The organism is Pseudomonas sp. GW460-LB5 (assembly GCF_059423245.1).
Genome location: NZ_JBWKXT010000089.1, coordinates 1 through 17,231, shown reverse-complemented (window position 1 = coordinate 17,231; position 17,231 = coordinate 1). Strand labels below are relative to the sequence as shown.

Here is a 17,231-nt window from a genome sequence, read left to right as displayed (position 1 = left end):
GTGGCATTCAGCAGTGGCAGCTCGGCGATGCGCTGCTGCGGCTGCGCGACGATGGCGGCCAGCAGGCCCTGCCAGTGCCCGGCGAGCTGGGCGATGGTGGCTTCGTCGAACAGCGCGGTGGCGTAGGTCAGCGTTACCGCGATCCCCGCCGCGTGCTCCACGGTTTCCAGGGTCAGATCAAACTGCGCGGTCCTGCGCTCCCAGTCCAGGGTCTCGACAGTCAGCCCAGGCAGTTGCCGAGCCTGCCCGCGTGCTTCGGTCTGGTGGTTGTACATGACCTGGAACAGCGGGCTATGGCTGAGGCTGCGCTCGGGTTGCAAGGCTTCGACCAGTTGCTCGAACGGCAGGTCCTGATGGGCCTGGGCGCCAGCGACGCGTCGCTGAACCTGCTCGAGCAGGTCAGTGAAGGTCGTGCCCAGGTCGAATTCGGCCTTGAGTACCTGGGTGTTGACGAAAAAGCCGATCAGGCCTTCGGTTTCCATACGATTGCGATTGGCCGTGGGTATGCCGACCCGGATGTCGTTCTGCCCGCTGTAGCGATGCAGCAGGGTCTGGTAGCTGGCCAGCAGGAGCATGAACAATGTCACGCCCTGATCCTGCGCCAGCTGTTTGAGGGCGGCGCACAGTGCATCGTCCAGGGGGATATCCAAGCTTGCCCCTGCCCGGCTCTGCAAGGCCGGCCGGGGATGGTCGGTCGGCAGTTCCAGGACCGGCTGTTCACCCCCCAGCTCGGCCTCCCAGTACGCCAGCTGACGCTCCAGCTCGCCCGCTTCCAGGCATTGGCGCTGCCAGATGGCATAGTCGGCATACTGGATCGGCAGGGCCGGCAACGATGCTGGCTGACCGAGGCGAAGCCCCTCGTAGCTGCGGATCCACTCGTCCAGCAGTATCGGCATCGACCAGCCATCGGAGACGATATGGTGCATGACCAGGATCAGTACGTGATCGGCCTCGTCCACCTGCAGCAGCCTCACCCGCCACAGGGGCGCCTGCCCCAGGTCGAAGGGTTGGCCGGCCTCTGCTTCGATACGCCGTTTCAGGCGCTCGGCGAAATCCCCCGCCTCTGCAAAAGGCTCCCGAACTATTTCCACCCGCACGCGTGGATCAACGACCTGAACAGGCTGGTCAGCGTCCTGGGCAAAAGCAGTACGCAGGCTTTCATGGCGTTGAACCAGGTCTTCAAGGCTGCGCTGCAGCAGGTCGCCATCCAGCGCCCCCTTGAAACGCACGGCCATGCTGATGTTGTAGGCCGCGCTCTGCGGCTCGAACTGCCAGAGAAACCACTGTCGCCGCTGGGCGTACGACAGGCCGATGGGGCCCCATTCGTCGCGTATCTGCGGAATCGGCAGCCGAGCGAAGCTCATGCCTTTGGACTGCATCTTTTCAAAAAATTGCTTGCGCTGCTCCAATGGCAGATGCAGGAACCGTTTAACCAGCTCGATGTTCTGGGCCGTCATTTCAAACACTCTCCAGTTCTGCCAGGAAATCACTCAACTCATCGACGTCTGCTGCACTGGCAGGCGCCAGGCCAGCCATCGTCGCCACGTAGTCCGCCAGTCGTCCGGCAGCGAACAGGGCCGAAAGCGGTACCTCCAGCCCCAGCAGCAACTGCACGCGCTGGGTGGCCTGCACAGCCAGCAGCGAATGCCCGCCCAGCTCGAAGAAGTTGTCGTTGAGGCCGACCCTTTCAAGCTTCAGTACATCGGCCCAGATCGCCGCAACGTCCTGCTCCAGCGGGGTTTGCGGTGCGACGAACAGCTGCTGCAGCTGCGTGGCATCAGGGCTGGGCAAGGCCCGCCGATCGAGCTTGCCGTTTGCCGTAAGGGGCAGCGACTCCAAAAACACCTGGTGGGCGGGCACCATGTGCTCGGGCAACGTCGCTTTAAGGTGCTCGCGCAGGCTGTCGCGCAACGCTGCCGTGGGTGCCTGGGCAGGGATCAGATAGGCAACCAGTTGCGTACCGCTTGGGCCATCCAGGGCGAGCACCACCGCTTCGCGGACTTGCGAATGCTCCTGCAGCCTGGCCTCGATCTCGCCCAGCTCGATACGGAAACCTCGGACCTTCACCTGATGATCGATGCGCCCCGCATACTCGATCGCACCCTGCATGCGATAGCGTGCCAGATCGCTGGTGCGGTAGAGCCGACCACCGCCCTGCTCGCTGCCATCGAATGGGTCGGGTACGAAGCGCTCCGCGGTGAGCGACGCACGCCGGTGATAGCCACGGGCGAGACCGGCCTGGCCAACGTGCAGTTCGCCATGACAACCGGGCGCGGCGATGTTGAAGTCAGCATCGAGCAGGTACAGCGACTGATCCGGAATCACCTCACCGATGGGGCTGACGCCATCGCGCTGCAGATCCTCGCGACACACTGGCCGATAGGTGACGTGCACGGTGGTTTCTGTAATGCCGTACATGTTGATCAAGGTCGGCTGGCTGTCGCCGAAGTGGTTGAACCACGGTGCCAGGCTCCCGACGTCCAGTGCTTCGCCGCCAAACACGATATAGCGCAGGGAAAGCTCGGCCTGACCCTGTGGCTGTGCGCAGGCGTGCGAGATCAGTTGCTTGAACGCCGAGGGTGTCTGGTTGAGTACCGTGACCTGCTCACGCACCAACAAGGCATGGAAGTCGGCGGGCGATCGGGCCACGTCCTTGGCCACGATCACTGCCTTGGCCCCATGCACCAGCGCACCGAACAGTTCCCAGACAGAAAAATCGAACGCATAGGAATGGAACACGCTCCAGACATCCTGGCTGTCGAAGCAGAACCAGTGCCGGGTTGCCTGGAACAGGCGCACGACGTTGTGATGGGGCAACAAGGTGCCTTTAGGCTTGCCGGTAGACCCCGAGGTGTAGATCACGTAAGCCAGGTTTGCCGGTTGCGTGAAGTTGACCGGGTTAGCTTCGCTGTAGCCCGGGAATGGCTCCAGGAGCAGCGGCTCGACACCCTCGGGCAGCGGTAAGCGGGCGAGCAGATGTGACTGGGTCAGCAACAGGTTGATACCGCTATCGCTCATCATGTAGGCCAGGCGATCCTCTGGATACTCAGGGTCCAGCGGCACATAGGCGCCTCCCGCCTTGAGGATGCCCAGAAGGCCGATGACCATTTCCAGACCACGATCCACAGCGATCCCTACCATTACATCTGGCCCCACGCCCTGCTCGCGCAGCTTGTGCGCCAGCTGATTGGCGCGCCGATTGAGCTGTCTGTAGCTGAGCGTCCGCTCACCCGACACCACCGCGATGGCCTCCGGCGTCCGCGCGGCCTGGGCTTCGATCAGCTGGTGCAGGCATTGATCGGGGCGATGATTGGCAGGCGCCCGATTCCAGTCGTGGATGATTGCCTGGCGCTCCTGTGCGTCGAACAAAGGCAGTTGAGCGATCACCTGTTGCGGGTCCTCGACCAGCGCCTGCAACAACGTACCGAAGTGACGGGCGATCTGCGCGATGCTTTCCTGGGTGAAACACTGCCGGTCATAGCTGTAGTGCACCGACAGCTGCGCACCTGCGCTAATCGCCAGGGTCAGCGGCACGCTCGACTGCTCATGGCCGTGCACGTTGCCGAACGCGAGCCCGGCGGGTGCACTCTGCTGCAGCGCATCGCCGACCGGGTAGTTCTCGAACACCAGCAGGGTATCGAACAGCCCTTCACCACCCGATCCGGCCCAGCGCTGAATCTCGTACAAGGGGCTGTGCTCGTACTCGCGCAGCGCCAGGTTCTGCGCCTGCAGTTGCTGCACCCACTGCGCCACACGCTGCTGCGGGCGCGGGCTGGCGGCCACCGGCAAAGTGTTGATGAACAGCCCCAGCTGTTGCTCCACACCACGCAGCTCTGCCGGGCGACCGGACACCGTCGCGCCGAAGCTCACGCACGATTGCCCGGTGTAACGCTGCAGAAGCAGTAGCCATGCCGCCTGCACCAGGGTATTGACGGTCACTCGCTGCTGCCGGGCAAAGGCACCCAGCGCCTGCGTCTGCTGTTCGCTCAAGCGCTGCTGGTGTTCGCCGTAGCCTGCGCCCAGCCCGGCTTTGTCCTGACCCATGGCCAGCGCCAGGCGCGTAGGCTCACTCAGCTCATGCAGCTGCTGCTGCCAGAAAGCTTGGGCCTGCACGGGGTCCTGGCGGTGCAGCCATTGGATGTAGTCGCGATAGCGGCCCGTCAGCCCGCCGTTCGGCAGCCCGGCGTAGGCCTGGAGCACCTCACCGAGCAACTGCGCATTGCTCCAGCCATCCATCAGAATGTGATGGCTGGTGAAGACCAGATGGCAGGATGCTTCGCTGGTGCGGATCACCGCCAGACGCAGCAGGGGGTCATGCTGCAGGTCGAAGCCCTTGCGCAGGTCTGCATCGGCCCAACGGTCCAGGGCCGCGCCCTGCTCGGCGACGCCCACCCAGTCCAGGTACGTGAACGGCAGCTCGAGCTGCTTGCGGACCACCTGCAGAGGGTGCTCGAAGCAGGTCACGAAGTTGGCCCGTAGCACTTCATGGCGGTCGACGGCGGCCTGCCATGCGAGCCTGAAGCGTGGCACATCGAGCCCTTTGACGTCGACGCGCATCTGGTTGATGTAATGGCCGCCGCCTTGCTCGAACAGGCTGTGGAACAGCATGCCCTGCTGCATGGGTGCCAGGGGATAGAGGTCTTCGATTTGCGCCGCCGGGATCGGCAGGCTGTCCAGTTGGGCGTGGGTAAGCCCGGCCAGCGGAACGTCCGAAGGGGTCAGACCCGCCTGGGCATCCTCCAGGCAATGGGCGACGATCGCCTCGAGCTCGGCGGCAAACTGGTCGGCCAGGTGTTGCACCGTACCGACGTCGAACATGTCGCGGCTGTAGGTCCACTCAAGGCTCAGCTCACCGGCATAGACCTGACCATTGATCGACAACCAGTTGTCCAGCGGCGCCTCGTGGCTCTGGCTGGCCCCGGCGCTTTCGTCGGCTGGCACCAGGAATGCCGGGGCCTCGGCGCCGGAGGCCGGCGTGAAGCTGCCGTCGAACTGCCCCAGGTAGTTGAAGGTGATGCGTGGGGGCGGCAACTGCGCAAGCGCCGCTCGAGCCTGGTCATCACCCAGGTAGCGCAAGGCACCGTAGCCGATGCCTTTGTCCGGGATCGCCCGCAGCTGCTCCTTGATCCGCTTGATCGATGCACCCAGTGTCTGCTCCGGGCTCAGCCGTACCGGGAACACGCTGGTGAACCAACCCACGGTCCGCGTGAGGTCCAGGGTATCGAACAAGTCTTCACGACCATGCCCCTCCAACTGCACGAGCACGTCGCTGCGCTGGGTCCAGCGTGCGATGACGCGGGCCAGCGCGGTCAGCAGCAAGTCGTTGACCTGCGTCCGGTAGGCAGCAGGCGCCTGTTGCAGCAGTTGCCGGGTACTGACCGCGCCGAGACGGGTGCGGGCGGTGCCGACATGCATGCCATGCAACGAGCCACCCGGGTTGTCGCAAGGCAGTTCGGCATCAGTCTGGTCGAGTTGCGCCTGCCAGTAAGGCAGCTGCGCCTGCAGCGATTCGCTACGTGCGTAGGTCTGCAGGTGGCCGGCCCACGCTTGGGTCGAGCTGGTCTTGGCGGGCAGGTCGAGTGGCTGGCCGGCGTGCAACTGGCTGTAGGCGGTTTGCAGGTCTTCGAGCAGCACACGCCAGGAGACCCCGTCCACCACCAGGTGATGAATTGCCAGCAACAAGCGCTGGCTGCCATCTTCGAGGGTTGCCAGCAATGCCCGCAGCAAAGGGCCACGCTGCAGGTCGAGGCTGCCTTGGACTTCATCGCACAACGCTTCGAGGGCTTGGGCATCGGCCACCGTAGCCTGCCAGAGCAGACCTTGCTGTGGGTCGGGCGAGCCGTAATGTGCCGCCCACTCGCCCGCTGCACAATCGAAGCGCAGGCGCAGCGCATCATGGTGGATCACCAGGGCCTGAAGGGCCCGTTCCAGCACCTGGCTGTCGAGCGCCTGGCCTGCCTTGAGCAACAGCGCCTGGTTCCAGTGGTGGCGCTGGGCAATGTCCTGCTCGAAGAACGATTGCTGGATCGGCAGCAGCAGCGTCTGGCCAGTTGCAGCCGTCTGTTCGATCATCAACCCACCTTCGTCCCCTTGCCGGGCGACTGAGGCCAGCCCTTGAACGGTCTGGTGCTGGAACAGCTCTTTGGGGGTGAAGCGAATGCCCGCCTGACGGGCGCGGCTGACCACCTGGATCGAAATGATGGAATCACCACCCAGTTCGAAGAAGTTGTCCGACAGCCCCACCTTGTCGACTTTCAGCACATCCGCCCAGATCCCGGCAATGGTCTGTTCCAGCGCGTTTCGAGGTGCGACGTACACCTGCTGCAGCTGGCTGACGTCAGGCTTGGGCAGGCCCTTGCGGTCCAGCTTGCCATTGGGCGTGAGCGGCAACGTGTCGAGAAATACCAGGTGGGTGGGCACCATGTAGTCCGGCAAGGTCCCCTTGAGGTGATCGCGCAGCGCGCTGCGCAGCAGGCTTTGCCCCTGCAGGTCGTGAAGTTGCACATCCGCGCAGACCAGATACGCGGCCAACTGCTTGCCCCCTGGGCCCTGGATGTCGATGACCACGCTTTCGCGCACTGCCGGGTGACCCTGCAACCGCGCCTCGATCTCGCCAAGCTCGATGCGAAAACCACGGATCTTCACCTGATGGTCGATACGGCCCAGATAGTCGACCAAACCGTCGGCCCGGGTGCGGGTCAGGTCACCGCTGCGGTACACGCGCTCGCCGTTCGCAGCGAACGGGTCGGGGACGAAGCGTTCGGCGGTCAGCCCTGGGCGGTCGAGATAGCCACGCGCCAGGCACAGCCCGCCAAGGAACAACTCGCCACTGTGGCCCAACGGCACCAGGTTGAGGCTGGCGTCGAGGACATAACTGCGGCGGCGCCCGACCAGTCGGCCGATAGGGGCATAGGCCGCACCGCAGGCATCGCCTGGCGACGCGTTCCAGAGCAGCGGTGTGACCACGGTTTCGGTCGGCCCGTAGCCGTTGAAGATGTATTGCGGGCGCAGCGCCTGCCAGGCCAGCTCATAACCGGCTTGCGGTACGGCATCACCGCCAAAGCAGTAGATGCGCACCGGTGGCGGGTTGCCCACGCGCAGAGCATGCTCGGCCAGCTGTTGCAGATACACCGGCGGGAACACCGCAATGGTCACGCCATGCCGGTGCATTTCGGCGTAGGCCTGCTCGGGCAGCCACAGGCTGTCATCGCGCACCAGCACACTGGCGCCGTTGATCAGCAGGTGCATCCAGGCCTCATGGGCACCGTCGAAGGCGAATGACATGAAGTGCAGCTCGCAATCCTGCGGGCCGGTTTCATAGCGCTCACCGTTGGCCAGGATGTGCGAGGCCAAAGGCCCATGCGCCACTGCAACACCCTTGGGCATGCCGGTCGAGCCGGAGGTGTAGATCACATAGGCAAGGTTGTGCCTGGACAGCGCCACCTCGGGTGGCGTGTCCGGGCCTTGCTGCCAGGCAGCCGGCAGGTCCACCGCCAACGTTGGCAAACCCTCGGGGATCGGCAGCGTGCCCAGCACATCGCTCTGGGTCAGCACCAAGGCGGCGGCGCAGTCCTGCATCATGTAGCGCAGGCGGTCCTGGGGATAGGCGATGTCCAGCGGTACATACACGCCACCTGCCTTGAGTACCGCCATGAACGCCACCATGATGTCGGTAGAGCGGCGCATGGCGATGACGACCCTGACCTCGGGGCCGACACCTTGCTCGATCAGGCGGTGCGCCAGGCGATTGGCCTGTGCATCGAGCTGGCGGTAGCTCAGGCGTTGATCGTCGAAGCGGATGGCGACGGCGTCCGGCGTGCGGGCGACCTGGTCGGCGAACAGTTGATGGACGAAACGGTCGTCCGGATAGTCGTCGCCGGTCTGGTCCCATGCCGCCAACAGCTGCTCGCGCTCCTCGCTGCCCAGCATCGCCAGCTCGGCGACGCGCTGCTGGGGTTGACGCACGATGTCGGCCAGCAGGTTGCACCAGTGCTGCGCCAGCGCCTCGATGCGCGCACGGTCGAACAGCGACGTGGCGTAGACCAGCGAGGCGCCCAGTCCGTCGGCGTGCTCGAAGGTGTCAAGGGTCAGGTCGAACTGTGCGGTATAGCGCTCCCAGGCCAGGCCTTCAACTTCCAGCCCAGGCAAGCTGCGCGCTTGCCCCTGGGGTTCGGTCTGGTGATTGTAGAGCGCCTGGAACAGCGGGCTGTGGCTCAGGCTGCGTTCGGGGTGCAGCGCCTCGACCAACTGCTCGAACGGCAAATCCTGATGAGCCTGGGCCGCCAGGGCGGTCTGGCGCGTCTGTTCGAGCAGCTGGCTGAAGGTGGTGTGCAGGTCGAAGTCGGCCTTGAGCACCTGGGTATTGACGAAGAAGCCGATCAGGCGCTCGGTTTCCAGGCGATTGCGGTTAGCGATCGGTACCCCCACGCGAATATCGTCCTGGCCCGAATAGCGGTGCAACAGGGTCTGGAAACTGGCCAACAGCAGCATGAACAGGCTGACGCCCTGCTGCTGGGCCAATGCCTTGAGCGCGTGCACGAGGTCGCGATCCAGGTCGATGGCGACGCTGGCGCCGGCAAAGTCCTGGGTCGCCGGGCGTGGGCGATCGCCAGGCAGTTCAAGCACCGGTTGCCGGTCTCCCAGCTGGCCTTTCCAGTAGGCCAGCTGGCGCTCCCGCTCACCCGCCTCCATCCACTGCCGCTGCCATACGGCGTAGTCGGCGTACTGGATGGGCAGCTCAGGCAGCTCGACTGTTTGCCCACTGCACAGCCCTTGGTACAACTGCACCAGCTCATCGACCATCACCGGCATCGACCAGCCGTCAGAGACGATATGGTGCAAGGTCAGTACGAGGACATGGTCATCCTCCGCCACGCGCAACAGTTTTACCCGCAGCAACGGCCCGTGCTCCAGGTCGAAGGGGCATTGCGTTTCTGCCTCGACCAGGCGCTTGAGCAGCGCCGCCTGCTCATCCCCCTGGCACAGTTCGACCTCTTCGCTTGGCAGGTTGAACGGCTGCGGCGGATGGATCACTTGCAGGGCATGGTCACCCACCTGGCGGAAGGTCGTACGCAGGGTCTCGTGTCGCGCGATCAACGCTTCAAAGCTCAGGCGCAGTGCTTCTACATCCAGATCGCCACGCAGGCGCAGAACCGTGGCCATGTTGTAGGCGGTGCTTTCGGGTGCCATCTGCCAGAAGAACCACTGCCGCTGCTGGGCGTAGGACAAGGCTAACGGCTGCGCGCGGTCGACCGGCTGCAACGCCGGGGCCGGCGCGTCCGTCCCTTGCCCGGTCAGCGCCACGAAATCAGCCAGCACCGGGGCTTCGAACAGCGTGCGCAGGGGGATTTCCAGGCCCAGTACCTGGCGGATACGCGAGGTGACCTGGGTGGCCAGCAACGAATGCCCGCCCAGTTCGAAGAAATGATCGGTCAGACCGATGCGCTCAACCTTGAGCACCTGCGCCCAGATAGCCGCGATCTGTCTTTCGCGTTCGCTGCGCGCGGGCACGTAGGCAGGCTGGTCGCGGCCCAGGTCGGGCTTTGGCAGCGCCTTGCGGTCAAGCTTGCCGTTAGGCGTCAGCGGCAACTCGCTGAGGAACATCAGGTGCGCCGGCACCATGTAGTCCGGCAATGCGGCCTTGAGGTGGCTTGCCAGGTTTTCGCGCAACGCATCCTGCTGCTCGACACCGCCCTCTATCACCAGGTAGGCGACCAGTTGCTTGCCGGTGGGCCCGTCGATGTCGATCACCTGCGCTTCGCGCACCATGGCGTGCTCTTGCAGCCGCGCTTCGATCTCGCCCATTTCGATGCGCAGGCCGCGAATCTTGACTTGATGGTCGATGCGCCCCACATAGTCGAGAACACCATCGACGCGGTAGCTCGCCAGATCGCCGGTACGGTACAGGCGCCCGCCGCCGACCGGGTCGAACGGGTCGGGAATGAACCGCTCGGCGGTCAACCCCGGGCGGTTGAAATAGCCGCGGGCTAGGCAGCCCCGGCCACCGATCAGCAATTCGTTCACCCAACCGACCGGGGCCAAGGCCAGGCCATCGTCACAGACGTACGTCACCCTCCCCCCCACCGCTCGGCCGATGGGCACAATGGCCTTGCCACCGGCACCGGGCTGCAAGCCTGCGCAGTCCTGCACCGTGGTTACCACGGTCGCTTCGGTAGGCCCATAGGTATTGAGCAGACGAGCCTGCTGCAGGCCACTGGCGCACCAGTCGCCCAGGCTTTCCATCGGCATGGCTTCACCGCCCACGTGCACCTGGCGCAGCGACGCGCAGGCGCCGGCGGGCAGCTTTTGCGCAGCCAGCATGCGCCAGTAGGCGGTTGTCAGGTCCGCCACGGTGATGCCGTGGGTAACGATGGCCTGCTGGAGGGTTTCAATGTCCCACAACTGCGGTCCGCGCATGACAACCCGCGCACCGCAACACAGGGCCGGGTACAGCTGCTCGACGAAGCCATCGAAGTTGACCGTGGCGAACTGCAGCACCCGATCACTGGCGTCGAGCCGCGAATAATCGGCCGCCACGCTGCAGAACACCGACAGTTCCCGATGAGCGACGGCCACACCTTTGGGCTTGCCGGTGGACCCGGAGGTGTAGATCACATAGGCAAGGTTGTCGGCGACGGTGAGGTTCACCGGGTTGGCTGCGCTGTACTGGGCCAGCCATTGCTCATCCGCCTGCATCTGCAGGCAGGTCACTGCCGGGGGAATCGGTAGCGTCGGTGTCAGGTGAGGCTGGGTCAGGAGCAAGTGAATGCCGCTGTCCTGCATCATGAAACGCAAGCGTTCCTGCGGGTATTGCGGGTCGAGCGGCACATAGGCAGCACCGGCCTTGAGGATGCCCAGCAGGCCCACCACCATGTCCAGGCTGCGTTCCACGGCGATGCCGACACGCACATCCGGCCCCACGCCCAGTTCGCGCAACTTGTGGGCCAGCTGGTTGGCGCGGCGGTTGAGTGCCTGGTAAGTCAGCGCCTGATCATCAAGGACCAGCGCTGTGGCCTGCGGCGCGCGCTGGGCCTGCGCCTCGAACAGCTGGTGCACGCCAAGGTGTTCGGCGAAACGCAAGGGGGCCGGGTCGATGGCCTGGGCTGCCAGCTTGTGCTGTGCGGCTGTGAGCAGAGGCAGCTCGGCGACCGGCAATGCCGCCTCACTGGCCAGTGCACCCAGCAGGTTGACCCAGACCGATGCCAGGCGCTCGATACGCTCGACGTCGAACAGGTCCGATGCATAGCCGAAGGAGGCGATCACGCCATCGCTGCGTTCGAGGGTGTCCAGCGACAGATCGAACTGCGTGGTGTGCTCGACCAGCTCGACCTCCTCGACGCTCAGCCCTTGCACGCTGTCGCCGGAGACCCGCTCGCCAAGAATGCTCAGGTGGTTGTACATGACCTGGAACAGCGGGTTGTGGCCCAACCCCCGCTCGGGCTTGAGCGCTTCCACCAGTACATCGAAGGGGATGTCCTTGTTCGCCTGAGCCTGCAGGGTGGTCTCTTTGACCGCCAGCAACAAGTGGCTGAAAGACTGCAACGGGTCGACCGCCACGCGCGCGACCAGCGTGTTGACGAAGAAACCGATCAGCCCTTCCAGCTCAAGGCGATTGCGGTTGGTCACCGGGATGCCGATGTTGAGCGTTTCGCGCCCGCTGTAGCGCGACAGCAGCAGTGCGAACGAAGCCAGGAACACATGGAACAGCGTGGCATTGGCGGCAACCGCCAAGCGTTGCAGATCGGCCGTGAGTGCGGCAGGCAGCAGCACATCCACGCGCCCGCCACGATAGCTTTGGGCCTGAGGCCGAATACGGTCGGCGGGTAGCTCGAGTACTGCGAAATCGTCTGCCAGCGTGGCTTTCCAGAATGCCAGCTGGGCCTGCAGCTCCCCCGAGGCCAGGCGTTCACGCTGCCAGGCGGCGTAATCGGCGTATTGCACCGCCAGCGCCTGGCGTTCAAGCGGCCGCCCGGTGGTGTGGGCGTTGTAGACGCCCGCCAGCTCGCGGACCATGACGCTCATGGACCAGCCGTCCGAGACAATGTGGTGCAACAGCACGGTCAGCACCTGCTCCTGCGGCCCGCCCTGGAACACCTTGACCCGGATCAGCGGACCCTGCTCGAGGTCAAAGGGCGTGAGCGCTTCTTCCTGTATGCGCTGCTGCAGCGCCCGGCCATCCGCCGAACTGAGGTCATGGAATTCAATGATTGCCGACGCTGCGGGCAGTATGCGCTGGCGGGGAATGCCGTCATGCTCCTCGAAGACCGTACGCAGGGATTCATGGCGCATGACCAGTGCATCGAATGCGGCCTGCATGGCGGCCCGGTCCACCTCGCCGTGCAAGCGTATGGCCAGGGGGGTGTTGTAGGCGGTGCTTTGCGGGTGCAGCTTCCAGAACATCCACTGGCGATACTGAGCATGCGAAACCTGCAGCGGCAGCGCCCGGTCCAGGACCTGGATATCGCCCCCGGCGACCTGCTCCAGGCCTTGCAAAGCTTCGGCAAAACTGGACAGGTCGGCAGTGTCGAACAGCACCCGCAAAGCCACGTCCAGGCGCAGTTGCTGCCTGATCCGCGAGACCACCTGGGTAGCCAGCAACGAATGCCCACCCAAGGCGAAGAAATTGTCGTCGAGGCCGACCTGGGTCTGTTGCAGCACGTCGGCCCAGATGGCCGCGACCTGCATTTGCAGGGGTGTTTCGGGCGCCCGGTAAACGGCCGTGACAGCGACCGGTTCAGGCAGCGCCCTGACGTCGACCTTGCCGTTGAGGGTCACTGGCAGACGCTCCAGCAGCATCAGGTAATGCGGCACCAGATGCTCGGGCAAGGCCCGCTTCAGCGCTGCCCGAATGCTGTCGACCACGGCTTGACGGGCTTCGTCCTGTGCGGCCCAGTGCTGCGGGACCAGGTAGGCGGCCAGCTGCCGATCGGCGTCTTCGCCAACGACTCGCACAACGGCGCTTTCGATGCCCGGCAACTGCCGCAGGCAGGTATCGATCTCGGCCAGCTCGACGCGATAGCCGCGGATTTTCACCTGGCCATCGATACGTCCGGCGAAAACCCGTTCGCCGTCAGCGTTCAGGCGTACCCAGTCGCCGGTACGGTACATCCTCGCACCCTTGCAGCCACTGGGGTCGGGCACGAAGCGCTCGGCCGTGAGCGCCGCCTGGCCCAGGTAACCACGAGCAAGCCCTGCACCGGCGATATAGAGCTCCCCCCTGGCCTTGCCGGGCACGGGGTTAAGGCAACTGTCCAGCGCATGGGCGCGCAGGTTTTGCAGGGGTTGGCCGAGCAGCGGCCGCTCCTGCAGGGCATGAGTAAGCACACCGACCGTGGTTTCGGTGGGGCCGTAGTGGTTGATCACGTCGAGGCCGGGCGCCAATCCCTTGATCCGGCTCAGAAGTGCTGGGCTACAGGCTTCACCCCCAACCACCAGGCAACGCCGCGGCAAAGCCTGGGCACCCGCAGCGAGCATGGCCTGCAAGTGCGAGGGGACGATCTTCAGTGCATCGATGGCATGCGTCTGCAGGTAGGCGGCGAAGACCTCGGCATCGAGCACCGTCTCCTTGGGCAGCATGTGCAGGGTCTTGCCGTAGCACAGCGCACCGAACAGCATGGTGTGGCCAAGGTCGGCCGCCGGCGTGGTGACCATCGCCAGGCTACCGATCTCGTCCATTGGCAGGCGTTGACTCACGCCGCGCACATAGTTGACCAAGGCGCCATGGCTGACCGCGACGCCCTTGGGCTTGCCAGTGGTGCCGGAGGTGTAGATGACATAGGCAAGGTTGTCTGCACCCACCGCCACCTTGGGCGCCGAAACCGAGGGGTAGTCACCTTCCACGTCGATTGCCGCAACGCCTTGCGGCAGGCTGATCTGCCCGGCTCGGCCAAGTACCCAGCTGACCGCGCTATCGGCAAGCATGAAGTCGATGCGCGACTGGGGCTGCTCAGGGTCCAGCGGCAGGTAGGCCGCCCCAGCCTTGAGCACGGCCAGCATGGCGATGAGCATTTCGCAGGACCGGTCGGCCACCACACCGACCCGCTGGTCCACCTGTATGCCACGCGCCAGCAGTACCTGAGCCAGGGCATCCGAGCGTGCCTGCAAGGTGGCATAGCTTAGCCGACCGGCGTCGCCGCTCGCTGCCAGGCCCTGCAGGTTGTGGCTGGCGGCCGTTTCAATCAGGTGATGGATGCACAACTCAGGCTCTGGCGTTCCGGCAGCTTGCTGCTGCTCCCCGTGCGACGCCTGAGTCGCCAAGGGCAGCTCGCCAACCGGGGTGGCGGACGGTTGGCTCAGCCCGTCGAGCAGTCGCAGCCAATCCTCGCCGAAACCAATGATGGTGGCTTCTTCGAAGACATCCAGCGCATAGGTGAACACAGCATGCAGACGCCCGGCGCTTTCGTAGGTGTCGAGGGCAAGGTCGAAGCGAGCGCTGTGCTTGTCCAAGGCGACTTTTTCCAGCGTCAGCGCGTTACCCAGACGGACCTGACCGGCGTCGGCGATAGCCGCCTGATGGTTGAACAGCACCTGGAACAACGGGCTTTGCGCGCTGCTGCGATCGAGTTCAAGCGCCTCGACCAGGCGCTCGAACGGCAGGTCCTGGTGCGCCTGGGCTCCCAGGGCGGTGTCCTTGACCCGGCCGAGCAGCTGGCTCACGCTCATGAGCGGGTCGATATCGGTATGCAGCACCTGGGTGTTGATGAAGCAGCCGATCAAGCCCTCGACTTCTGTACGGTGACGGTTGGCGACCGGAACGCCGACGCGGATTGCGCGCTGGCCACTGTAGCGTTGCAGCAGCAGCTTGAACGACGCCAGAAGCACCATGAACAGGGTGACGCCCTGGGCACTGGCCAGCGCCCTGAGGCGCCCGGCAAGCGCCGGATCGACCTGCAACTCGCGCCGCGCACCGCGGTGGCTCGGTGCCCCGACACGTGGATGGTCGAACGGCAGTTCCAGTACGGCATGATCATCGCCCAGCTTGTCGCGCCAGTAGTTCAGCTGACGCTCCTGCTCACCGGCTTCCAGCCAGCTGCGTTGCCACAGCGCGTAGTCTCGGTACTGGATGGGCAGAGCCGGCAGGGTCGCTTCGCTGCGCTGACAGGCCGCATCGTACAAGCGCACGAACTCGTCGATCAGCACGTTCAGCGACCAGCCGTCGGCAACGATGTGGTGCAGGGTGAGCAGCAGCACGTGCTCGTCGGTGGCCAGTTGCAGCAGGGTCACGCGCAGCAGTGGCCCCTGCAGCAGGTTGAAAGGTGCCTGCGCTTCGGCTTCAGCCAGAGCCGCGACACGGGCCTCGCGCTGCGCCACCGCCAGGGCGGTGAGGTCATGCTCGACGATGGCGACGGCCTGTGCGGCGACAACTTCCTGGTACAGGTGCTCGCCCTGGGTGCGCAGGCGCGTACGCAGGCTCTCGTGGCGCGCGACCAGGCGATCGAACGCCTGCTGCAGGGCTGCGCGGTCGAGCTCGCCCTTCAGGCGCACGGCCATGGGCAGGTTGTAGGCCGCGCCCTGCGGGTCCAGCTGCCAGAGAAACGACATGCGTCGCTGGGCGTAGGACAACCCGTCGCGGTCATCGCAGGCGACATCGGCAGGGATCGGAAACACGGAAAAGTCGACGCCCTCTGCCTGTAGCCCAGCCAGGAACAAACGGCGTTTTTCCGGCGGCAGTTCGATAAAGCGGCGAGCGAGTTTCAACGAGTTTTCGGCATTCATGCGATGCGTCCTTAGCGATAGGAAGCGGGACCACAGGGCCCAGTCATCCCTCAAAGACGAAACAACCGCGAGCTGATTTAGCCAAAGCCCCGGCCACCGACGACCGCCCGGGCTGCCCGATTAAATCGCCGGGTGGGCGACTCGTCTGAACGTCATACCCATTCTCCAGAAGGCGGCCCTCGCGATGCTCTCCACCCTGGCCAACACCCTGCGCAAGCGGGTCACTCAAGCGCTGCCCGGCAAACAGCCCAGCTACCGGATTTTCGATGTGCAACTGAAGCGGCGGATCGCGCTCAGCCCTTCGCTGACCCGCTTGGTGTTCAGCGGCCCGGATGTTGCCGAAATGACCACATTGGCGCCGGACCAGCGGGTCAAGCTGCTGTTTCCCGCGCCCGACGGCTCACGGCCAAACCTGAGCAACGAGCGGCACTGGAAGGCTGCCCACAGCGCCTTGCCGGCAGACCAGCGCCCGCCCATGCGCACCTACACCATCCGCGCCCTGCGCCGCGAGGCGCTGGAAGTGGATATCGATTTCGTGCTGCATGGCGTCAACGGCCCCGCTTCGGCCTGGGCTACCCACGCGCAGGTGGGTGACAGCTTGCAGATGGTGGCGCCCAACCTGGCCTATGAGGGCGACACCGGTGGCTATGAATGGAAACCGCCACAGGGTGTGCGCCACATACTGTTGGTCGGTGACGAAACCGCGCTGCCGGCAATTGCCGGGATTCTTGAGCAACTGGCCGACGACCAGCCCGGATTGGCGGTGCAGGCATTCATCGAGGTACCGCTGGAGGCTGACTGCCTGCCTTTGCACCATGGCAGCGCCACCGACCTTCACTGGTTGCCCCGCGAGTTGCTCAATTGCGAGCATGGCCAGGCCATGCAGCATGCCGTGCGCGAACTGGCCAGCCTGCCGCAGGGGCAAGCCGCACCGCGAGTGAAGCTGGAAGAGGTGGATATCGATACACGGATACTGTGGGAGCAGGCCAGTAGCGCCAACAGTGCGTTTCATGCCTGGGTGGCAGGGGAATCGGCGACCGTCATGGATATTCGCCGCTACCTGATCAAGGAGCGCGGGTTGCCGCGCGAGTGCCTGACCTTGATGGGCTATTGGCGGGCCGGGCGGACCTTTGATTGACTGGAACTAGCCGGGGGCGCTTTGCGCCTTTCGCCGGCAAGGCAGCCTCTATCACACAGGTGCGCGGGGTCAATGGCGACGAAGTGTTCAGTCTTCTGTAGGTGGGCACAGCAAGCTGTGCCGACAGGGATCAACGCCGGTGCACAGCTGGCGTCATGCGCATCCTGTTTGCTGCGCGACAGCGCAGCCCGGAAGGGCTGGGTGATCTCTCATGGAACACACTTTGATTGACTGATTTAGCGGTGACTTTGTGGGAGGCCACTCATCCCCTATAGGCTGCGCTGTCACGCAGAGAACAGTGCCTGGTGTGGGAGCGGGCTTGTCCCGCGAAGCAGGCAACGCTGTGTATGGCACCGGCTTTGCCGGTGTTCGCGGGGCA

Annotated in this window: 3 protein-coding genes; 1 reads left to right on the top strand and 2 read right to left on the bottom strand. The window is 64.7% G+C overall.

All coding sequences use genetic code 11. The features are described 5' to 3' along the window. Both AC07XM_RS29460 and AC07XM_RS29455 read right to left on the bottom strand, forming a co-directional pair. Nucleotides 1-1,457 (bottom strand): condensation domain-containing protein (locus AC07XM_RS29460; protein WP_495046064.1); only part of this gene is annotated, 1,457 nt, incomplete at its 3' end. Between the two features lies 1 nt (nucleotide 1,458). Next, nucleotides 1,459-15,714, bottom strand: a complete 14,256-nt coding sequence (locus tag AC07XM_RS29455; protein WP_102689647.1) for a non-ribosomal peptide synthetase — start codon at nucleotides 15,712-15,714, stop codon at nucleotides 1,459-1,461. A 184-nt stretch (nucleotides 15,715-15,898) separates the two neighbouring features. Between AC07XM_RS29455 and AC07XM_RS29450 the strand changes: the two genes are divergently transcribed. Continuing rightward, nucleotides 15,899-16,852, top strand: coding sequence for a siderophore-interacting protein (locus tag AC07XM_RS29450; RefSeq protein WP_060519301.1), 954 nt, complete (start codon nucleotides 15,899-15,901; stop codon nucleotides 16,850-16,852). The last annotated feature ends 379 nt before the right edge of the window (nucleotides 16,853-17,231 follow it).

Coding starts and splice junctions, on each gene's coding strand:
- AC07XM_RS29455 (WP_102689647.1), bottom strand. CDS start 15,714: ATGAATGCCGAAAACTCGTTGAAACTCGCTCGCCGCTTTATCGAACTG.
- AC07XM_RS29450 (WP_060519301.1), top strand. CDS start 15,899: ATGCTCTCCACCCTGGCCAACACCCTGCGCAAGCGGGTCACTCAAGCG.